The sequence below is a fragment of the Pseudomonas sp. R19M genome (genome assembly GCF_050312585.1).
Lineage (GTDB): Bacteria > Pseudomonadota > Gammaproteobacteria > Pseudomonadales > Pseudomonadaceae > Aquipseudomonas > Aquipseudomonas palleroniana.
On record NZ_JBNPJV010000011.1, the window covers coordinates 1 to 20,633 of the forward strand.

At 60.2% G+C, this 20,633-nt stretch carries 21 protein-coding genes; 11 read left to right on the plus strand and 10 right to left on the minus strand.

Annotated elements, in window-relative coordinates; translation table 11 throughout:
* Window positions 1-97: 97 nt before the first annotated feature.
* Window positions 98-1,600 (minus strand): nucleobase:cation symporter-2 family protein, encoded by a 1,503-nt coding sequence (locus ACQRBT_RS01340; protein WP_244384011.1) that lies wholly within the window; start codon window positions 1,598-1,600, stop codon window positions 98-100.
* A gap of 158 nt (window positions 1,601-1,758) precedes the next feature.
* On the opposite strand from ACQRBT_RS01340, the gene ACQRBT_RS01345 reads away from it, so the two are divergent.
* The gene (locus ACQRBT_RS01345) at window positions 1,759-2,592 is read left to right on the plus strand and encodes a nucleoside-binding protein (RefSeq protein ID WP_161548800.1); all 834 of its coding nucleotides are present in this window, start codon (window positions 1,759-1,761) and stop codon (window positions 2,590-2,592) included.
* Window positions 2,593-2,607: 15 nt separating this feature from the next.
* Here the strand turns inward: ACQRBT_RS01345 and punC are convergent, their stop codons facing one another.
* Complete coding sequence (punC, locus tag ACQRBT_RS01350) at window positions 2,608-3,792, minus strand: purine nucleoside transporter PunC (RefSeq protein WP_090366113.1); 1,185 nt, start codon at window positions 3,790-3,792, stop codon at window positions 2,608-2,610.
* A gap of 122 nt (window positions 3,793-3,914) precedes the next feature.
* Here punC and punR point away from each other — a divergent pair, with 122 nt between their 5' ends.
* On the plus strand, window positions 3,915-4,829 hold the full coding sequence (gene punR, locus ACQRBT_RS01355; protein ID WP_060753190.1) for a DNA-binding transcriptional activator PunR: 915 nt from the start codon (window positions 3,915-3,917) through the stop codon (window positions 4,827-4,829).
* Between the two features lie 120 nt (window positions 4,830-4,949).
* Here punR and ACQRBT_RS01360 read toward each other — a convergent pair whose 3' ends face one another.
* Window positions 4,950-6,119 carry an aspartate aminotransferase family protein gene (locus tag ACQRBT_RS01360; protein WP_412047194.1) on the minus strand — a complete coding sequence of 390 codons (1,170 nt, stop codon included), beginning with the start codon at window positions 6,117-6,119 and terminating at the stop codon, window positions 4,950-4,952.
* 103 nt (window positions 6,120-6,222) lie between these two features.
* Between ACQRBT_RS01360 and ACQRBT_RS01365 the strand changes: the two genes are divergently transcribed.
* Window positions 6,223-7,128: a LysR family transcriptional regulator gene (locus ACQRBT_RS01365; RefSeq protein ID WP_198761435.1), complete on the plus strand. Its 906-nt coding sequence runs from the start codon at window positions 6,223-6,225 to the stop codon at window positions 7,126-7,128.
* On the opposite strand, the gene ACQRBT_RS01370 is transcribed toward ACQRBT_RS01365, so the two are convergent.
* Together ACQRBT_RS01370 and fabV are read right to left on the minus strand one after the other, a co-directional pair.
* Window positions 7,125-7,748: an HAD family hydrolase gene (locus ACQRBT_RS01370; RefSeq protein WP_412047195.1), complete on the minus strand. Its 624-nt coding sequence runs from the start codon at window positions 7,746-7,748 to the stop codon at window positions 7,125-7,127. The genes ACQRBT_RS01365 and ACQRBT_RS01370 overlap by 4 nt on opposite strands.
* 146 nt (window positions 7,749-7,894) lie before the next feature.
* Window positions 7,895-9,088, minus strand: coding sequence for an enoyl-ACP reductase FabV (fabV, locus tag ACQRBT_RS01375; protein WP_060753186.1), 1,194 nt, complete (start codon window positions 9,086-9,088; stop codon window positions 7,895-7,897).
* 263 nt (window positions 9,089-9,351) lie between these two features.
* Here fabV and ACQRBT_RS01380 point away from each other — a divergent pair, with 263 nt between their 5' ends.
* The 5 genes from ACQRBT_RS01380 (at window position 9,352) to ACQRBT_RS01400 (ending at window position 13,083) form a co-directional block, all read left to right on the plus strand.
* Window positions 9,352-10,176 (plus strand): aspartyl/asparaginyl beta-hydroxylase domain-containing protein, encoded by an 825-nt coding sequence (locus ACQRBT_RS01380; protein WP_060753185.1) that lies wholly within the window; start codon window positions 9,352-9,354, stop codon window positions 10,174-10,176.
* Window positions 10,177-10,327: 151 nt separating this feature from the next.
* Window positions 10,328-11,701: a nucleotide 5'-monophosphate nucleosidase PpnN gene (ppnN, locus tag ACQRBT_RS01385; RefSeq protein WP_060753184.1), complete on the plus strand. Its 1,374-nt coding sequence runs from the start codon at window positions 10,328-10,330 to the stop codon at window positions 11,699-11,701.
* A gap of 287 nt (window positions 11,702-11,988) precedes the next feature.
* Window positions 11,989-12,246: an AbrB/MazE/SpoVT family DNA-binding domain-containing protein gene (locus ACQRBT_RS01390; protein ID WP_060753183.1), complete on the plus strand. Its 258-nt coding sequence runs from the start codon at window positions 11,989-11,991 to the stop codon at window positions 12,244-12,246.
* Window positions 12,243-12,638 carry a PIN domain-containing protein gene (locus tag ACQRBT_RS01395; RefSeq protein WP_161548793.1) on the plus strand — a complete coding sequence of 132 codons (396 nt, stop codon included), beginning with the start codon at window positions 12,243-12,245 and terminating at the stop codon, window positions 12,636-12,638. Before ACQRBT_RS01390 ends, ACQRBT_RS01395 begins: the two co-directional genes overlap by 4 nt.
* Before the next feature lie 100 nt (window positions 12,639-12,738).
* Window positions 12,739-13,083, plus strand: a complete 345-nt coding sequence (locus ACQRBT_RS01400) for a hypothetical protein (RefSeq protein ID WP_161548877.1) — start codon at window positions 12,739-12,741, stop codon at window positions 13,081-13,083.
* Between the two features lie 7 nt (window positions 13,084-13,090).
* Here ACQRBT_RS01400 and ACQRBT_RS01405 read toward each other — a convergent pair whose 3' ends face one another.
* A complete protein-coding gene (locus ACQRBT_RS01405) occupies window positions 13,091-13,420 on the minus strand; it encodes a YXWGXW repeat-containing protein (protein ID WP_090366119.1) in 330 nt (109 codons plus the stop codon).
* A 128-nt stretch (window positions 13,421-13,548) separates the two neighbouring features.
* Window positions 13,549-14,445: a LysR family transcriptional regulator gene (locus tag ACQRBT_RS01410; protein WP_412047196.1), complete on the minus strand. Its 897-nt coding sequence runs from the start codon at window positions 14,443-14,445 to the stop codon at window positions 13,549-13,551.
* Between the two features lie 50 nt (window positions 14,446-14,495).
* Between ACQRBT_RS01410 and ACQRBT_RS01415 the strand changes: the two genes are divergently transcribed.
* Window positions 14,496-15,209, plus strand: coding sequence for an NADPH-dependent F420 reductase (locus ACQRBT_RS01415; protein ID WP_280518027.1), 714 nt, complete (start codon window positions 14,496-14,498; stop codon window positions 15,207-15,209).
* 66 nt (window positions 15,210-15,275) lie between these two features.
* Here ACQRBT_RS01415 and mqo read toward each other — a convergent pair whose 3' ends face one another.
* A complete protein-coding gene (gene mqo / locus ACQRBT_RS01420; protein ID WP_090366123.1) occupies window positions 15,276-16,922 on the minus strand; it encodes a malate dehydrogenase (quinone) in 1,647 nt (548 codons plus the stop codon).
* Between the two features lie 484 nt (window positions 16,923-17,406).
* Between mqo and ACQRBT_RS01425 the strand changes: the two genes are divergently transcribed.
* Window positions 17,407-18,594, plus strand: a complete 1,188-nt coding sequence (locus ACQRBT_RS01425) for an MFS transporter (protein ID WP_090366124.1) — start codon at window positions 17,407-17,409, stop codon at window positions 18,592-18,594.
* 76 nt (window positions 18,595-18,670) lie between these two features.
* Here ACQRBT_RS01425 and ACQRBT_RS01430 read toward each other — a convergent pair whose 3' ends face one another.
* Both ACQRBT_RS01430 and ACQRBT_RS01435 read right to left on the minus strand, forming a co-directional pair.
* Window positions 18,671-18,892 (minus strand): hypothetical protein, encoded by a 222-nt coding sequence (locus ACQRBT_RS01430; protein WP_060753176.1) that lies wholly within the window; start codon window positions 18,890-18,892, stop codon window positions 18,671-18,673.
* A gap of 128 nt (window positions 18,893-19,020) precedes the next feature.
* Window positions 19,021-19,425, minus strand: coding sequence for a MerR family transcriptional regulator (locus tag ACQRBT_RS01435; protein WP_104995846.1), 405 nt, complete (start codon window positions 19,423-19,425; stop codon window positions 19,021-19,023).
* A gap of 74 nt (window positions 19,426-19,499) precedes the next feature.
* Here ACQRBT_RS01435 and ACQRBT_RS01440 point away from each other — a divergent pair, with 74 nt between their 5' ends.
* Window positions 19,500-20,579 carry an SDR family oxidoreductase gene (locus ACQRBT_RS01440; protein WP_412047197.1) on the plus strand — a complete coding sequence of 360 codons (1,080 nt, stop codon included), beginning with the start codon at window positions 19,500-19,502 and terminating at the stop codon, window positions 20,577-20,579.
* Window positions 20,580-20,633: the final 54 nt, after the last annotated feature.

Here is a 20,633-nt window from a genome sequence, read left to right on the forward strand (position 1 = left end):
CGCCCCAAAACCAAACACCGCTGTCTTCCTGAAACACCGCAGCGGCAAGGTTTAGGGCGGCTTCGCCCCCCAGCGCGGGGCAAGCCCGCTCACTACATCAGACGTTGGTGGCTTCAGGTCTTACGGCCTTCCTGGGGGCATCGGCCACCAACGGAATCTCCTTCCCTTCAGCGTCAAACAACTTGCCGCCACTGAAGTAATCCCCATCGCGCAACGCCGCCACATCGTGGAAACACAGACTGCGCTCCGTCCCCGCCACGAACACCGATTGCTGGTCCGAGTTACCGGCGGTGAAGTGGTTGAACGCCAGGTTCAACAAAATCGCCATGATCGCTGACGAACTGATCCCCGAATGGAAAATCGTCGCGAACCAGGCAGGAAAGTGATCGTAGAAACTCGGCGCGGCGATGGGGATCATGCCGAAGCCGATCGAAGTGGCGACGATGATCAGGTTCATGTTGTTGCGATAGTCGACCTTGGACAAGGTGCGAATACCACTGGCCGCCACGGTACCGAAAAGCACAATACCAGCGCCTCCCAGTACCGAGGTCGGCACGGCTGCGATCACCCGCCCCATGAAGGGCAGCAAGCCGAGTACCACCAGGAATACCCCGCCCGTGGCCACCACAAAACGACTTTTCACACCGGTCACCGCCACCAGCCCGACATTCTGTGCGAACGCGCTCTGCGTGAAAGAACCGAAAATCGGCGCGAACATGCTCGACAGCATGTCAGCCCGCAGGCCATTACCGAGACGCTTGGAGTCGACTTTGGTATCGATGATCTCGCCCACGGCGAGGATATCCGCCGAGGTCTCCACCAACGTCACCATGACCACAATGCACATGGAGATGATCGCGGCCACATGGAAAGTCGGTACGCCGAAATGGAAAGGTGCCGGGAAACCGAACATCGGCCCCTGGGTCACCCCGGAAAAATCCGCCATGCCAAGCAATACCGCGATGACGGTGCCGATGACCATCGCCAGCAGGATCGACAGGCGGGAAATGGTCGCACTGCCGATCTTGCTCAGCAGCAACACCAGAACCAGGGTCAGCGCGGCCAGGCCGATGTTCGCCATGCTGCCGAAATCGGCTGCACGGCTATTGCCGCCCATGGCCCACCGCGCCGCAACGGGCATCAGGGTCAGGCCGATGGTGGTAATGACGATGCCCGTCACCAGCGGCGGGAAGAACTTGGTGATCCTTGAGAACACCGGGGTGATCAACAACCCGATAAACGATGCGGCCATCACCGCCCCGAGAATCGCCGGCACGCCACCGGCGCCATCACTGCCAACAATCGCCACCATCGTCGCCACACCGGCGAACGACACACCCTGCACCAGCGGCAGCTGACAACCGAAAAACGGCAGGCCAAGGGTTTGCAACAAGGTCGCCAGACCACCGGCAAACAAGGATGCCGCGATCAGCAGACCGATATCAGCCGGGGATAACCCGGCCGCCTGGCCAACGATCAACGGTACCGCGACAATGCCGCCGTACATGGTGAGCACATGCTGCAGGCCGTAAGCCATATTGGCGGCGACGCCAAGATTTTCATCTTCCGGCCGCTGCGATGACGCCTTCGGGATAGTCATGGTGAGGGGTTCTCTGTTTTTGTTGTGCGAGCACTGTATGCAATGTTAGGACTGGATGTCCATAGAGTTGTATACAATCAATCGAACAAGATACCCTCCAACGGCGTTACAAAAATAATCCGGCCGTCACGAGCCTGAACGCCACAGGACCTATAACAATGAAAAAAACACTGCAAGGCGCCACCGTTGCCCTCACCCTCCTCGGCGGCGGGGAGGCCGTGGCGTTGGAATGGATGAACAACAGCGTGGGATTTCGCTACGGTGAACACTTCACCAACCCGAACAACCCCGATGATTTCAGCAAGCGCATCTACAGCTTCACCCACGCCAGCGGCTACCAGTACGGCAGCAACTACCTGAATCTCGATGTGTTCCTTTCCGACAGCCGCGACCCACGCAAGGGTACCGACCAGGGTGGCAGTGAGGTGTATGCCGTCTACCGCCACCAGTTGTACGCTTCGCGGGTATTCGACGTGCCGCTCGGCACCGGGTTGGTCAAGGACTACGCATTGACCCTGGGCTTCGATGCCAACCGCAACAACAACTTCGCCTCGGCCAGGAAGCGCGCGCTGGTGATCGGCCCGACCTTGAAATTCAACACCGTCGGCGTGCTGGACCTGAGCCTGATGTACTACAAGGAAAGGAACCACACCGGCATCCCCGGCGCGAAAGAATCCAATCACACCTTCGACGATACCTACATGCTCAACCTTGCGTGGATGCGCCCATTTGAAGTCGCCAGCCACGCGGCCAAATTCCAGGGTTTCATCAATTACGTCGGGGAAAAAGGCGAGGACTACCACGGCCGCGACACCGCCCCGGAAGCCTTGATGCGCACGGCACTGATGGTGGCGGTGCGGCCGGGCAAAAGCGTCAAGCCAAACCTGTATCTCGGGGTAGGCTACGAGTATTGGTACAACAAATTCGGCGTAGACGGCGGCCGGGGTAGCCGCACATCCACGCCGACGCTGAATATGGAAGTGACGTTCTAACGGAAGGAACCCAGCTCAAGCACTGGCCAATTCCGAATCATCCGTCTTGCGCCGCGCCAGCCAGTAACCCAACACCGCCAGCGGTGCGGTCGCCAGCATCACGATCACGGTAATCAGCAGCGGCTGTTCAAGCATCGACGAGACCAGCAGGCTGCTGAGAAAGCACAGCCCCAATTGCAGGGTGTTTTGCAGGGCTGCCGCCTTGCCGGAATTTTCCGCAAACGGCATCAGCGCATTCGCCACCACGATGGGGTAACTGGCACCGTTGACCAGCGCCATCAGGCAGAACGGAATCAACAGCGTGGTGAGGGTCGGCACCGTCAACGTAGCGACCAGGTACAACGCCGCCATGCTGATGCAATAGGCCAGCAGCAACCAGGGCAGCAGGGTTTTGCCCTGGTAACGCTGCAGTGCACTGCGGCAGCTGTAGCCACCGATCAGAAACGCCAAGGTCGGCAGCACATAGCTCAGGCCAATGTCATTCGGGCTATAGCCCATGCCGCCAAGGATGAAGGGGGAAGCGGTCAGCCAGGCGAAGAAACTGGCGGAACACGCGGCGAAGATCATCACGTTGCCGGTGAACACACGGGAGGTCAGCAGGTGGCCGTAGCCAAGGCGTGAAGGCTCACCCTGCCCTGTCTGACGTGTCGGCATCTTGCGCAGGAACAGCGTCGGCAGCAGCAACAACAGCGACACCCCCAGCAAGACCCCGAAGATCGCCTGCCAGCCAAAGTGATTCAGCACCACTGCCCCCAACAAGGGCGCCAGGGCCGGCGACAGCGACATCAGCGGCATGATGCTGGCGAACACACGGTGAGCCTGGTCAGCCGGATAGCGGTCGATCACCAGGGCCTGCCAACTCACGGCGGCGGAACACACGCCAATCGCCTGGATAAAGCGTAATGCCAGCAACTGCGGCGCGGTCTCGACCCAGAACATGCCCAGGCAGCCCAACACAAACAGGCCAAGGCCCGTGAGCAGGATGGGCTTGCGCCCCAGGCGGTCAGACAACGGTCCCCACAGCAATTGCCCCACGGCAAAACCGGCGAGGAAAATACTCAAGCTGGCGCCCACGGCCCCCGCACCAATCTGCAACTGCTCGCCCATTGCGCCGAATGCCGGCAAGTACATGTCCATGGCGAGATAACCGAGCATGCTCAGCCCCGCCAGATACCCAGTAAAACCCAACGAATTTTTCATCGAAACCTTTAAGAACTTGCCATCAAACAATTTGTTGACCAGCGCCCATTATGAAGCTGACAGTTTTGCTGTGAAGCGATAATAATTGGACACTCATATCAATATTTTTGAAGGCAATTTCCATGTGGTCCGAATACTCCCTGGATGTCGTCGATGCCGTGGCACGCCATGGCAGCTTCAGCGCCGCTGCCCAGGAATTGCACCGCGTACCGTCGGCCATCAGCTATACGGTGCGGCAGATTGAAGAGTGGCTGGCGGTGCCGCTGTTTGTGCGACGCCATCGCGATGTCGAACTGACCCCGGCCGGTCGGCTGTTCATCGACGAAGCCCGTGGTGTGATGAAAAAAATGCTCGGTACCCGGCGCCTGTGCCAGCAAGTGGCGAATGGCTGGAGCGGCCAGTTGAAAGTCGCCGTGGACTCCATCGTCAAACCCCAGCGCTGCCGTCAGTTGGTGCTGGACTTCTACCGGCAGTTTCCCGAAGTGGAATTGCTGTTGGAGTACGAAGTGTATAACGGCGTGTGGGACGCCCTGGCCGATGAACGCACCGACATTGTGATCGGCGCCACCAGTGCGGTGCCGGTGGCCAGCCACTTCACCTTTCGCGACATGGGCTTGTTGAACTGGTTGTGCGTGGCCAGCGCCAGGCACCCGTTGGCGGCGGTTGAGGGCTTGCTCAGTGACGATCAATTGCGCCCATTCGCCTCACTGTGCATGACCGACACCTCACGCAACCTGCCCAAGCGCGACACTTGGACCCTGGACAACCAACGGCGCCTGGTGGTCCCCAACTGGGCCTCGGCGCTCGATTGCCTGCGTGACGGCCTGTGCGTCGGCATGGCGCCGGCGCATCAGGTATTGCCGTGGATCGAACGCGGCGAGCTGGTCGCGCTGCAACTGCACCGACCGTTCCCGGCCAGCCCATCGTGCGTGGCCTGGGCCCAGAACAAACTGTCGCCGGCCATGGCGTGGCTGCTGGAGTACCTGGGCGATACCGAGACCCTGAACCAGGAGTGGCTCAACGGGCACGACCTTTGAAGAGGGCGACGGTCCCCTGTGGGAGGGGGCTTGCTCCCGATAGCAGTGCTTCAGTCGACACACAAGCTGAATGACCCACCGCTATCGGGAGCAAGCCCCCTCCCACAGGCCGATGGTATTTCAAGCCAACAGGCGGCTGATCGCCCGCACGATCATATCGACCTCCTTGCCCTCCAGCGTCAATGGCGGCAACAGACGGATAATCTTGCCCCGCGTCACGTTGATCAACAGCCCATGTTCCTGGGCGGCGCGCTGGGCCAGGTCGCGATAAGGGCGGGCCAGTTCGATACCGATCATCAAGCCCTGCCCGCGAATGGCCAGCACCTGCGGGTGTTCGCTCAACTCCACCCGCAGCCGCGCCAACAAGCGTTCGCCCTGTTGCGCGGCGTTCTGCAGCAAGCCTTGCTCTTCAATAATATCCAGCACGGTGCAGCCCACACGGCAGGCCAACGGGTTACCCCCAAAGGTACTGCCATGGCTGCCCGGGGTGAACAACTGAGCCACGGCGGCACGCGCCAGGCAAGCACCGATGGGCACGCCGTTGCCCAGGCCTTTGGCCAGGGTCATCACGTCCGGGGTAATGCCTTCATGCTGGAAGGCAAACCAGGTGCCAGTACGGCCGATGCCGGTCTGAATTTCATCGAGCATCATCAGCCAGCCGTGGCGCGTGCAGTGCTCACGCAGGGCTTTCAGGTAGCCGCGCGGGGCAGGCATTACACCGCTTTCGCCCTGGATCGGCTCCAGCAACACGGCCGAGATACGTGGGCCGAACTGTTGAGTAAGCGCTTCCAGGGCCGCCATGTCGCCAAAGCCCACTTTGAGAAAATCCCCCGGCAAGCGCTGGAAACCCAAGCGCACCGATGGCCCATCGCTGGCCGCCATGGTGCCGAGGGTACGCCCATGAAAGGCGTTTTCCATCACCACCACCAACGGCTGCTCTATGCCCTTTTTCCAGCCATGCAGCCGCGCCAGCTTCAGCGCCGTCTCGTTGGCTTCAGCGCCGGAGTTGTTGAAGAATGCACGGTCCAGGCCGGACAACTGGGCCAGGCGCCGAGCCAGCTGTTGTTGCCAGTCGATGCTGTAGAGGTTGGAGGTGTGCAGCAACAAACCGGCTTGTTCACGGATGGCCGTCACCAGTTTCGGGTGGGAATGCCCGACATTGGTCACCGCCACACCGGCCACCGCATCCAGGTATTCACGGCCCTGCTGGTCCCACAGGCGCGTGCCCAGGCCACGAGTGAAACTCAGGGCCAAGGGTTGGTAAGTGTCCATCAGGCAGGCGGCGGTCATGGTGGCAGGCTCCAGTGCATCGTTGTGATGGATGCAGTATCGTTAGCCACTCATGCTGGATAAACTGTGCAATCGTGCAAGGACTTTAAATCAGGGCTTGATAATGGATCTGTTCCAGGCAATGACGGTGTACGTGAAGGTGGTGGAGGCCGGCAGCATGACCGCCGCCGCCCACGCCTGCGGCATGTCGACCACCATGGTCGGCAACCACTTGCGTGCCCTGGAACAAAGGCTGGGGGTCAGCCTGCTCAAACGCACCACGCGCAAACAGAGCCTTACGGAGTTCGGCGGGCAGTACTACCAGCGTTGCCTGGAAGTGCTCGGGCTGGTGGCTGACTCGGAGCAGTGGGCGGAACAAGCCCATAGCGACGTCCCCAAAGGCACCTTGCGCATCACCGCCCCCCCGGTGTTCGGCACCGAACGACTGTCGCCGGCCTTGAGCGAGTTTTCCCAACGCTACCCGCTGATCAACCTGTACGTGGTCTTGAACAATCAACGGATGGACTTGGTCGACAGCGGCTTCGACGTGGCGATTCGCCTGGGCGAGCTGGAACCCTCAAGCCTGATCGCCAGGCCCATGCGCGACTACACCCTGACCCTCTGTGCCTCACCCATTTACCTGGCGCGACGCGGTACGCCGCAGGTGCCCGAGGACCTGCGACAGCACGATTGCCTGGCATTCGCCTACCCCTCGACCGACGACTGGCGCAATGCCGACAAGCTATGGCGCATGACCGGCCAGGAAGGCGAAGTGGAAGTTGCCGTGTCCGGCTCGCTGACGATCAACAGCTCCCAAGGCCTGCACCAGGCGGCGGTCCAGGGCATGGGCATCGTGATGCTGCCTGATGCCCTCGTACAACCCGACCTGCAGGCCGGAAAACTGGTGGCACTGTTGACCGACTATCAACTGCCCTGCCGCCCCATGCACCTGCTTTACCGCCAAGATCGCTATCGTTTGCCCAAACTGCGCGCGTTCGTCGACTTCGTCATGGAAAAGTGGGCGCGCTAGAACGCCACACCCAACTCACGCAGACGCGCAGCCGTGCGCTCGGCCGACACGTGGTGAATACCCTGCCAGCCGAGTGCAACAGCCGCTTGGGCATTGCCGGCGACATCATCGATAAACACCACTTCGCCTGGCTGGATATCCGGCAGATGCGCACGCACCTGGTCCAGGCTGGCGTGATAGATCGCCGCATCCGGCTTGATCTGCTTCAACTCGCCTGACACCACGATGTCGCGAAAACGTTGCAGGAACGGGTAGTTGGCGCGCGCATACGGGAAGGTTTCGGCGGACCAGTTGGTAAGCCCGAACAACGGCATGCCGGCTGCATGCAGCGCTTCGAGAATCGCCACGCCTTCCGGCAGCGGGCCGCGCAACATCTCGTGCCAGCGATCGTAGTAGGCCTGGATCAGGGGTTCATGTTGAGGGTATTGGCTGATCAGGCTGCGGGTGCCCTCCGCCAGGGTACGACCGGCGTCTTGCTCGGTGTTCCAGGCTTGGGTGCAGATGTTGTCGAGAAACCATTGCCGTTCGTGATCGTCGGCAATCAGCTTGCGGTACAGATGCAGCGGGCTCCAGTCGAACAGGACACCGCCAAAATCAAAAACGACTGCACGAATCGTCATCAGATCCTCCGTTTGCGTGGCTTGATAGCCGTAGGAGTCTGGCAGATTGTGAGCAAGGGGGGGAGCGCGAGCGAAGGTAGGAAACTTCCAATTTCAGACAAGGAAAAGCGGGAGGGGTACGCCCCCTCCCACTTTCAGGCTGCGTCTCAGGCTTGAATCAGGCCATTGATTTTCACAGTCGGGTTCACGTCGGCTTCGTAATCCACGCCGTCGATTTCAAAGCCGAACAAGCGCAGGAATTCCGCCTTGTAGCCGGCAAAATCGCTGATCTCGTTGACGTTTTCATCAGTGACCTGGTTCCACAGGGCCGCCACGGCGTCCTGGACTTTCGGTTCCAGCTCGGCCAGGTCGGCGCGCAGGCGGCCGTCGGCGTCCAGCTTAGGCTCTTTGCCGTACAGGCTGTCCTTGAACAGGCCATAGACCTGCTCGATGCACCCTTCGTGAGTGCCCTGCTCTTTCATCACTTTGAACAGCAGCGACAGGTACAGCGGCATGATCGGGATGGCCGAGCTGGCCTGGGTGACCACGGCCTTGAGTACCGACACACGGGCGTCGCCCTTCAGCGCAGCGAGGTTGTCACGCAGGGTCAGGACTTTCTTGTCCAGGTCTTTCTTGGCTTCGCCGATAGAGCCGTTCCAGTAGATGTCCTGGGTCAGCTTCTCACCGAGGTAAGTGAAGGCCGTGGTCTTGGCGCCTTCGGCCAGCACATCGGCGTCACGCAGGGCGTCGATCCACAGCTGCCAGTCTTCGCCGCCCATGACTTTCACGGTGCCGTCGATTTCTTCCTGGGTGGCAGGCTCAAGGGTGGTGTCGACGACAACGCCTTTGTCGGTGTTGATCCCGCGCAGGGTCACTGCCTTGCCGATGGGCTTGAGGGTGGAATTGTGCACCACGCCTTGCGGGTCGGTACGGCGTGGTGCGGCCAGACTATAGACCACCAGGTCGATCTTGCCCAGGTCTTTCTTGATGGTTTCGATGGTCAGGCGCTTGATCTCGTCGGAGAATGCGTCGCCGTTGATGCTCTTGGCGTACAGGCCTTTTTCGACGGCAAACTTCTCGAACGCGGCGCTGTTGTACCAGCCGGCGGAGCTCAACTTGCCGTCTTCGCCTTCTTTCTCAAAAAACACGCCCAGGGTGTCGGCGCCGCAACCAAACGCAGCACTGATACGCGCGGCCAGGCCATAACCGGTGGAGGAGCCGAGGACCAGCACCTTTTTTGGACCGCCTTCAATGGTGCCGTGCTGGGTTACGTAGTCGATCTGCTGTTTGACGTTCGCTTCACAGCCAACAGGATGAGCGGTCACACAGATAAAGCCACGAACCCGCGGTTTGATGATCATAAAAATTCTGCCTCTTCCAAGGTGCCGAAGGCCAATAGTGGCCATTCAACTTCAATCGTACCGGTCTATGACGTCCGAAAAACCGAAGCGTCACGATAGACGCAAATCTTCTGTTCTCAAAATTCAATGCATAAAGGCCAGCGCACTTGTAAAAAAATGTACCGGGGCTTCACAAATTCGCAATATTTAAACCGCCAGGCGCCGCTATAAAGTCCTATCATGACGGATTGTTTCGTTTTGTTTCGGGTCCGGAGCCATGTTTCATGAGTAAAAGTGCTGTTCGCAAAAAGCTGGTATCAGTTGCCTGGGTGCTTGGCGTTCTGCTGTTTATCTACTGTTTCCCGCGCACCAGCCTGGTGTTTCTGCTGCTGGTGGTGTTCTGCGGCCTGTACGATTTCCTGCGCAACGGCCTGTATGACCGCGACACCATCAAAAAGTATTTCATCGGCAACGGCCGCAATACGTGGATATTGGCCCCGTTCAACACCTTGTTCGACCTGTTGAGCAGCCGCAACCGCCACGTCTACACCATGCGCGACCTGCCGCCGGCCTGGCGTGAGGACCTGCAACAGGTGATCGATGACGCCATGGCCAACAAGGATGAAATCATCAGCTATCTGGATGAGCGCATGGCCGAGAAGAAACGCGGCATGTTGTTCTTCCAATGGTACGGCCGACCGATCGAAACCACCCTGGATATCCCGCAGTTGCGCAAGAAGCTGCCATTTGTGAAGACCATCGGCGTCTCGGTATTCAACGAGAACCGCTCGACCTCCTTCCACTTCGGCCCCCTGCGCATGATGTTCCGCGTGCTCTACAACATGGCACCGGCACCGCACCATGAAGGCGTCTACATCCAGGTGGGCAAGCACAAGCACTACTGGCACGACGACCCGCTGTTTATTTTCGATGACACGCTGATGCATGCGTCCTTCAACAAAAACGATGCAAAACGCTACTGCCTGTTCATCGACATCGTGCGGCCGACCCCGCTGCCGGGCGTGCTCAACGCCGTGATCTCGGGCTTTGCCGGCCTGGTCTTCACCCTGCGTCGGGTTTTCTACAAAAACTGGAAGCTGATTCAGTAAGTTCTGCGGCATGATGGTGCCGGACGGTGTTTGCGCCCAACCTGTGAGGCGGCCAGAATAACTGTCCAGTGCGACCGAATTCGGGCGCCCACCATTCTCAGGCCATCGCCGCTCCCGTGGCAGGCGATGGCTGTGCTTTCAAGGAATCAGAATGCCCCAACGTCAAGTCATCAATGCCTCCGTCAGCCCCAAGGGCAGCCTCGAAACCCTGTCCCAACGTGAAGTGCAACAACTGAGTGAAGCCGGCACCGGCAGCATCTACACCCTGTTCCGCCAATGCGCCCTGGCCATCCTCAACACCGGCGCGCATATCGACAACGCCAAGACCATCCTCGACGCCTACAAAGACTTTGAAGTGCGCATCCACCAGCAGGATCGCGGCGTGCGCCTGGAGCTGCTGAATGCACCGGCCGACGCATTCGTTGATGGCGAAATGATCGCCAGCACCCGTGAGATGCTGTTCAGCGCCCTGCGTGACATCATCTACACCGAGAACGAGCTGGACAGCCAGCGCATCGACCTGAGCAACTCCCAAGGCATCACCGATTACGTATTCCACCTGCTACGCAACGCCCGTACGCTGCGCGCCGGGGTCGAACCGAAGATCGTGGTGTGCTGGGGCGGCCACTCCATCAACACCGAAGAATACAAATACACCAAGAAAGTCGGACACGAACTGGGCCTGCGCAGCCTTGACGTGTGCACCGGCTGCGGCCCCGGCGTAATGAAAGGCCCGATGAAAGGCGCGACCATTTCCCACGCCAAGCAACGCATCATCAACGGCCGTTACCTGGGCCTGACCGAGCCCGGCATCATCGCCGCCGAAGCGCCGAACCCGATCGTCAACGAGCTGGTGATCCTGCCGGACATCGAAAAACGCCTGGAAGCCTTCGTGCGCGTCGGCCACGGCATCATCATCTTCCCGGGCGGCGCCGGTACGGCCGAAGAGTTCCTGTACCTGCTGGGCATCCTGATGCACCCGGACAACCAGGACCTGCCGTTCCCGGTGATCCTCACCGGGCCGAAACACGCCGCGCCCTACCTGGAACAATTGCACGCGTTCGTCGGTGCCACCCTCGGCGAGGCGGCGCAGAAGCACTACCAGATCATCATCGACAACCCAGCCGAAGTGGCACGGCAGATGACCGCCGGCCTCAAGGCCGTGAAGCAGTTCCGCCGCGAACGCAACGACGCGTTCCACTTCAACTGGCTGCTGAAGATCGACGAAGGCTTCCAGCGCCCGTTCGACCCGACCCACGCCAACATGGCCAGCCTGCAACTGAGCCACGCGCTGCCGCCGCATGAACTGGCCGCCAACCTGCGCCGCGCGTTTTCCGGGATCGTGGCCGGCAACGTCAAGGACAAAGGCATCCGCCTGATCGAACAGAACGGTCCTTACGAGATCCATGGTGACCCGGCCATCATGAAACCGCTGGATGAGCTGTTGAAGGCATTCGTAGCCCAACACCGCATGAAACTACCGGGTGGCGCGGCGTATGTGCCGTGTTATCGCGTGGTTCAATAAAAAGCTGGCTGAGTAATCCGCGCAGCATCGCCACACCCTTGATTTCCACCCGCGGGCCGGGGTGCGCCAGTTCGGCCACCCCGGCCGTGGTCCAGGGCGCAATGCCCGCGTGGGAAAAGGCGGTCGGTCATATGCTGTATCTCTTTGCAGGCGTTTTCGGGCGTGTCGACCGAATAAATCGGGCTATGGTTTTTTAACTGTCCAGATCAACTCACACCAGCAGAGCACCTATGGACCAACGGATCTTGTCCTCCATAATTCCTTACCCTAAGGTAAGGAGCATAACGATGGAGATATTCAATATGGCAACCGCCACACTGACCTCAAAAGGGCAAATCACCATTCCGGTCCAGGTCAGAACAGCCCTGGGGCTGGAAACCGGAGACCGCGTAGAGTTCGTCGAAATGGAAGACGGCCGGTTTTCCATTATTGCCGCCAGCAAAACCGTACACGACCTCAAGGGCCTGGTCCGCAAACCTGCCAAGGCGGTCTCGATCGAAGAAATGAACCGCGCCATCGCCACGCAAGGAGCAAAAGCCGGATGATCGGCCTGGATACCAATGTGCTGGTACGCTACGTCACCCAGGATGACCCCGCGCAATCCCCCAAGGCGTGCGAGTTGATCGAATCGCTCACCACGCTTTCGCCAGGCTTTGTCAGCCTGGTGTCAGTGGTGGAATTGGTGTGGGTTTTACAAAGCTGCTACCAATGCACCAAAAGTGAATTGGTGACGGTTCTGGAGACGCTGTTGCGCACCCGCGAATTGATCATCGAACAGGCGGAAATCGTTTGGCAGGCACTGCGGCGATTCACCGCGAGCAAGGCCGATTTTGCCGACTGCCTGATCGAGCGTTGCGCCCATTCGGCAGGGTGTGAATACACCGCTACATTTGATCTGGATGCAGCCAAGGCCACCGGGATGAAACGCCTGAATTGAGCCATCGCGTTGCGGTAGCGCCCAGGCTTTGGTAAAACCGCGTTCAGAACTGATCAAGAGAAACACTCACGTGCGCAAGCTGCTTTTCGCAATCTTGAGCATGGCCCCTGCACTGGCCATTGCCGACAGCATCACCTGGCCCGATCTGCCGCAAAGCTGTTTCGTCAGCGGCCGCTCTGCCACCAGCGTAGATGTCGATACGGGCTGTGCGGCCTTCCTGATCAACGTGAAAGGCAAGGCGGCAGGTACGCCGATCAAGCTGGATATTCCGCAGTACGCCTTGCACGTCGACGAGGCAACCGGCAAGGAAACGCCGGTGATCATCATCCAGGCCGAAGAAAACGGCGACATCAAGGCCGTGGGCTATAGGGAACTGGGCACCGACCAGCTCGGCGCCGCATTACTGCGCGAGGTTCGGCTTCTAGGCACCCAGAAGCCGAGCTAGCCAAGGCTTAGCGGACCCAGCCACCACCCTGCCAGTGGTAGCCGTCACTACGTTGCACCCAGTGCGGATGCACATAGCGGTAGCCTTCGCGAACCGGCTCCCAGTGGCCATGCACCGCCACGTAACGCCCGCCCTGCCAACGCCAGTAACCGCGCGACCAGACATAGCCGTAACGTGCCGGCGGCTCGACCTCGATCACTTGAACCGGCGGCGGTTGCGGCGCAACGACCTCGACATACTCACGTTGTACCGGCCCGCGCTCATGCACCACACGCTCTTGCACACACCCGGACGCCGCGACGACGACTGCCGCCAATGCCGCATAACGTAGCAACATAAAAAACCCTCGGGCGTTATCGCCCCACAAACACGCTGAAAATTCCCCCTTCCTGCAGCCTCGCTCCTGCTTGGCTCTGAGTTCTTTTTAACAGGTAGTGTCTGTCGGCGGGCTGAACGGCGGGCGCCTTAAGGCGCGCCAAAACGTTGCACCACGGCTTCGACAAAACGCCGTAGCTTGGCCGTGCGCTGCCGGTTTGCGGTGTAGACCAGGTGCATCGGGCGACTCGGTGCGTCGAAGGCCGGCAATACACGCACCAGCTCGCCGCTGGCCAGCGCCGTACGCAAGAAATCCTCGGGGCCCAGGACAATACCAAAACCATCCAGCGCAGCCGACATCAAGGCCCGGCTTTCATTGATCCGCAGACGGCTGGAAACCGCCACCTCGTGAGTGGCCGCACCTTGGTGAAACAGCCATTTGCGATCTGCCGGGCGGGACCAGTAGGCGTAGCCCAGGCATTCATGCTGCTCAAGGTCTGCCGGTATCAGCGGTGTACCGCGTGCCGCGAGGTAAGCCGGTGCCGCGCAGACCACCAGGCGATAAGGTGCCAGAGGCCTCGCCGTAAGGCTGGTGGTGGCCAGCGGACCGATGCGAAAGGCCACCTCATAACCTTCCTCCACCAGGTCGACGAAACGGTCTGTCAGGTGCAGGTCGATTTCCACCTCCGGGTGGTCACGCAGGAACGCCGTGATCAGTGGCATCAGGCTATAGGAGCCAAACGTTACCGGGGCGGTGATCCTCAGCTTGCCACGCGGCGTGTCGTTCATGATCTGCGCGAGCGAGTCGGCGGCGTCGGCTTCGGTGAGGATGTGCTTGCAACGCTCGTAGTACGCACTCCCCAGTTCCGTCAGGCTTTGCCGGCGTGTGGTGCGGTTAAGCAGGCGCGCACCCAGGCGCTGTTCCAGCGCGGTGACATGCTTGGCGACCATTTGCGGCGACATATTCAAACGTACGGCGGCACGCGCGTAGGAGCCCGACTCGGCGGCCATGACAAAGGCGTGCATGCTTGAAAGACGGTCCATCATTGCCTACTCCCAGTAACAACATCGACACCAAAACGCTCGTTTATCGACAGTTGGTTGCCAATCATCATAACCGCTCCCCCGTTCACAGGAGCAAGGACATGAAGATTGGCGTAATAGGCGCAGGCTTTATCGGACGGGCCGTGGCCGAATTGGCCCTGGCCGCCGGGCATGAGGTGATGTTGAGCAACTCTCGTGGCCCGCAGACCATGAGCAGCGTGCCCAGCGGTATTCCGGGCGTGCAGGTGGGCAGCGCGGAGGATGCCGCCCGATTTGGCGATGTGGTGCTGGTGGCCATCCCCCTGGAGCACTACCGCAGCGTCCCGGCGAAATGGCTGGAGGGCAAGGTGGTGATGGACGCCAATAACTACTACCCGAACCGTGACGGGCATATCCCGGCGCTAGACCGCTTTGAAACCACCACCAGCCGGCTGCTCGCCGAGCACCTGCCGCACGCGCAGGTGGTGAAGGTGTTCAACGCGATATTTGCCCCCGACCTGACCCAGGACGCTCGCCCCCACGGTGCGTCGGACCGGCGTGCCCTGCCGGTGGCTGCGGACGACACGGCCGCCAAGGCGCAGGTGATCAGGTTGCTCGACGAACTCGGCTTCGATGCTGTGGATGCCGGCGGGCTGGATGACAGTTGGCGCTTTGAACGGGGTAAACCCGCGTACTGCATCCCGCTTGATAAGGCGGGCCTGGAAGCCGCGCTGGCCAAGGCCGAACGTACCGTTGAACTGCCTGCCGTCGAACGCACCCGCCGGTAAACGCCCGTGCACAAAAAAGCCCGCTGACCGTCACCGGTTCAGCGGGCTGTTTACATCAGGCTTGGCTTACAGCGCCAGGTCGGATGCAGGCTTGCTCGGCTCAGCCGCAGGCTTGGCAGCCTCGGTGGCCTTTGGTGCGGCCAGTTGCGGGATGGCTGGCGGAGGGGTCAGTTGCAGGACGCCGGCCGTGTAGGCCCATTCCTTGGCAACCGCCTCAGGGCTGTCATTCAGCTTGGTACCGTAGCTCGGTACGATCTGATGCAGCTTGGCCTGCCACTCAGGGGTCGCCACCTTGTCCTTGAACACTTTCTGCAGCACGGTCAGCATGATCGGAGCCGCGGTGGACGCGCCTGGCGATGCACCCAACAGGCCGGCGATGGTGTTGTCTTCGGAACTGACCACTTCGGTACCGAGTTTCAGGACGCCGCCCTGCTCTTCGTCACGCTTGATGATCTGCACGCGCTGACCGGCTTGCCACAGGCGCCAGTCTTCTTTCTTGGCGTTCGGGAAGTACTCTTGCAGTGCCTTGAAGCGGTCGTCGTCCGACAGCATCAGCTGGCCGGCAAGGTACTCAACCAGTGGGTATTCACGAATACCGACTTTGGTCATTGGCCAGATGTTGTGGGTGGTGGTGCTGGTCAGCAGGTCCAGGTACGAGCCTTCCTTGAGGAACTTGGTCGAGAAGGTTGCAAATGGGCCAAACAGGATCACGCGCTTGCCATCCAGCACGCGGGTGTCCAGGTGCGGAACCGACATCGGCGGCGAACCTACCGAGGCTTTACCGTAAGCCTTGGCCAGGTGCTGCTCGGCTACGGCTGGGTTATCGGTCACCAGGAACGAGCCACCCACTGGGAAGCCTGCGTATTCCTTGGCTTCAGGAATGCCCGACTTCTGCAGCAGGTGCAGTGCACCGCCACCAGCGCCGATGAACACGAACTTGGCGTCGGTTTCAGTCTTGGTGCCGTCTTTCAGGTTTTTGTAGCTCACACGCCACGAACCGTCGGCGTTCTTGGTGATGTCCTGCACTTCGCTCGACAGTTTCAGGTCGAACTTCGGCGTGGTTTGCAGGTGGGCAACGAACTGGCGGGTGATCTCGCCGAAGTTCATGTCGGTACCGATCGGAGACCAGGTGGCCGCGATTTTCTGGTTCGGGTCACGCCCTTCCATCATCAGCGGAACCCATTTGGCGATCTGCGCCGGGTCTTCGGAGTACTGCATGCCGGCGAACAACGGGCTCGCCTTCAGGGCTTCGTAGCGCTTCTTGAGGAACTTGATGTTGTCATCGCCCCACACAAAGCTCATGTGTGGTGTGGAGTTGATGAACGAACGTGGGTTCTTCAGCACGCCCTGCTGGACCTGCCAGGACCAGAACTGACGGGAAATCTGGAACGCTTCGTTGATCTCGATCGCTTTCGGGATCTCAACAACGCCGTCCTTGTTTTCCGGGGTGTAGTTCAGCTCAGCCAGGGCCGAGTGACCGGTACCGGCGTTGTTCCAGCCGTTGGAGCTTTCTTCGGCCACGCCATCAAGACGCTCGACCATCTCCATCGACCAGCCCGGCTCCAGCTCGTTGAGCCAGACACCCAGGGTCGCACTCATGATGCCGCCGCCGATCAGCAGCACATCGACTTTCTTTGCCTCTTCCGCTTGAACGGACGTGATCCCCATCGACAAAGCCAGCCCCAGCAGGGCAGTGTTTACTTTCTTAAACATCTGTAGCACCTATGATAAAACGCCATCCGCCCCGCCGCCCCTGATCCTGGGCAACCCTCGATCACGCTACGTCAGGCAACGTAGCGCGGGGTTCGCACAATCACATGAGGACCGCAGGGTGGGCACACAAGGCCGATTGGATCGGCCTCACTGTTATGTCCCTTCTGCGCTGACTTCTTATCATTATTGGCTTCAGCTACCTGGGCGACAGCCAACCGCCGGGACGTATACGGGTGTACGCACCAGGGCAAGACTAGACCAAGACGGCGCGCAGAATATCACGCTGAACAGTGTTTATGCGTCGTTTGGCCAATTGACAGCTCTAAATCGCCGGTTTTGGCGCGCGCGTGTCAAGCCTGGCAGGCGCGACGTGGCGTCACAGGGTTGGAACGTTTACGCAAAAGGCTGTTCTAGACAGTTTCGCCGCCGCTTGCGTAGCATCGACGGCTCTCCTTCGTGCGTTCCATCCAAACTAGAGTTACCCATGACTATCCAGCAAACACCCGGGCATGTGCTGCCCGCGCGTAGCGCCGCCAAAATGGAAGCGGCCATGGCCGTGGGCGCTTTCGCGATCGGCACCGGCGAATTCGCCATCATGGGCTTGATGCCCGATATCGCCCACAATCTGAATTTGAGTGAACCGCAAGTCGGCCACGCCATCAGCGCCTACGCCCTGGGCGTCATGGTCGGCGCCCCATTGCTGGCGATTCTCGGCGCCAAGTTGCTGCGCAAACACATGTTGCTGTTACTGATGGGCCTGTATGCCCTGGGCAACCTCGCCACCGCCTTCACCCCGACCTTCGGCTCGCTGGTGGCCTTCCGCTTTATCAGCGGCCTGCCCCACGGTGCCTACTTCGGGATTGCCGCCGTGGTCGCCTCCAGCATGGTGCCCAACGACAAACGCGCCGGCGCGGTCGCCCGCGTGATGATGGGCCTGACCCTGGCCATGCTGCTGGGCAACCCCATCGCCACCTTCCTCGGCCAGCACCTGGGTTGGCGCTCGGCGTTCGGGCTGGTCAGCGTGATTGCCTTGTGCACCATCGCGCTGGTCTGGCAATTCGTGCCGCACCGCCACGATGAACAACGCAGCGACCCGCGCAAGGAGATGCGCGCGTTCACCAAACCGCAGGTGTGGATGGCGCTGTCGATTGGCGCCATCGGGTTTGCCGGGATGTTCTGCGTATTCAGCTACCTCGCCCCGACCATGCTCGAAGTGACCCGAGTGTCGCCACAGTGGATTCCGTTCGGGCTGGCAGCGTTTGGCGTGGGCGGGATCATCGGCAACATTGCCGGCGGCAAGCTGTTTGACCGCCTGCAGTTTCGTGCGGTGGGCTTGATATTGGTGTGGTCGATGGCCGTGTTGCTGTTCTTCCCCTTCGCGGCGGCGTCGCTGTGGAGCGTGCTGCTGAGCATGGGATTGGTCGGCACCATGGTGGCCTTGGCGGCGCCACTGCAGATCCGCCTGATGGACATCGCCCACGAAGCCCCGAGCCTGGCGGCGGCGTCGAATCATGCCGCGTTCAACCTGGCGAACGCACTGGGGCCGTGGTTCGGCGGCATGGCAATCACGGCGGGTTATGGCTGGACGAGCACCGGCTACATCGGCGCGGCGACCGCGCTGGTCGGCCTGGGCCTCTACCTCATCGCCCGCCGCATGAAAGGCGGCCACTGAAACGCCAACGGTGGGCGGGGGCTTGCTCCCGAGAGCAGTGGGTCAGTCAACGCACTAACGGCTGACCCAGCGCTCCTCAATCATCATGCAACAACCCCGACCCATACTCCCCATAACTGCTCCCCAGCCCACTGCCGCCAAAATTCATCTTGGCGGCTTTGCTCGGGCTATGGTCGCCAAACGCCTGGCATCCGCCCGAGAAACACGGGTCGCTGCTCACGCCGGACGACCCGGACGAACACGCGCTCAACAGCAACGTGCCTGCAACCATCACGATTTTGACGAGGTTCGAGATCATGTTTTCAGTTCCCTGTGAGCTGGAGGCGCGTGAGTCCTCTCTTGAAGAGAATCGTAGACTTCAAAGGCGCGGGGAATGATGAAATTTCACTGCACGACAGCAGGGGTTCAGGTTGCCGCCTTCGCTATCTAGACGCCAACCGTTGCAGGGGAAGTGTTGCTCAGTCGCTGAAGTTCAAGCTGCCTGGCCGCACTGGCCTCGAGGTTCGCGCGCTCTTGATCCAGATACTGATAAATGCTCTGGAGGTTGGCGATTTTCTGCTGGATCTGCGCCATCTTCTTTTCAATCAACTTGGCGCCGTCAGCACAATCGATCAACTGGTTGCGCTGCGCATCCAGAATCTCGCCTATTTCCCCGAGGGAAAACCCCATGCTTTGCGCACGCTGGATGAAGTCCAAGTCCTGCAGGGTTTGCTCGGTATAAATACGATAATTGTTGGTTCGTCGTTGCGCTGAGATCAAGCCGATCTGTTCGTAGTAACGCAGCGTATGGCGGCTGGCACCGCTGCGCGCCTCAAGTTCGCCTATTTTCATGAAAACAACACTTGACTGTAGAGTTGGGTCGACAGTTTACGCTTGATTTCTCACCTGACCCAAGGAACATAGAAATGAGCGTGGAGTGCTTCGTCACAGGGGGTACTGGCTTCATCGGCCAACATCTGGTGGCGCACCTGAGTGCAAAAGGTCACACCGTACAGGTGTTGATGCGCCGGCCAGAGCGTCTTGCCGCACTGCGCGAACAAGTCGACCAGCTGGGAGGGAACGCGTCCCGGGTATTTGCCGTGGCTGGCAACCTGGAGCAGGACAACCTCGGGCTGAGCCTTGCCGACCGCGAGAGGCTGAGGCAAGCCAGCGTGGTATTTCACCTGGGCGCCCACTTTGCCTGGGGGCTCTCGTTGGAGCATTCACGTGCCGTGAATGTGGAAGGCGCCAAGCGCGTAGCGCTATTGGCGGCTGAGCAAAAAAGCCGGTTAGTGATGATCGGCGGCTTCATGCTGAAAAACCATGAACACCTGCAACGCATAGGCATTGATCCTCATCATCCCGAGCTGACCCATTGGCCCGCCCTCTACCGGCGCGTCGGTGCCTACGAGGGGAGCAAGCTGGAGGCACACTTTGCGACCCTGGAGTTGATGTCAGCCAAGGGCGCAGACGTGACCGTCGTCCATCCCGCCACAGTGTGTGGCCACAGCCACACCGGCCATATCCTCGAAGGTCAGCCATTGATGGAGCTGATACGAAGCCTTATGCAAGGAAAGCTGACTGCCGTGCCCGGCACCGCCGAACACTGGCTGCCGCTGGTCACCGTGGATTATCTGGTCGAGTTGGTGGCGGCCAGCGCTTTTGACCCGGCCATGAAAGGCCAGGAGTTGCTGGCACTGGATGCCCAAACGCCCAACTTGCGCGAACTTTTGGCACAGGTGGCGCAAGCGATCAGCATGAAGCCTCCCAGGCATCACATTCCGCTGCGATTGCTGAAATGGCTACTGAGGGTTCCTCCCGTCGCGCGGTTTTTGAATACCAGTGTGGAGGCTTTGGACTTCATCCAGACCACGCGTTTTGATACGGAGGCGGTGGAGCAGTTTGCCAAAAGGCATGGGATAGCCAAACCGGATGTAGGTGAGGCTTTGCGGCGTACGGCGGTGTTCGTCAAGGCACAGGGCGTAGCCATGGGCAAGCTTGGCTGACTTGTTGCGGGCATCCGGAGATCGTGTTTTCAGTTGAGGCTCAAGAGTTCTTTC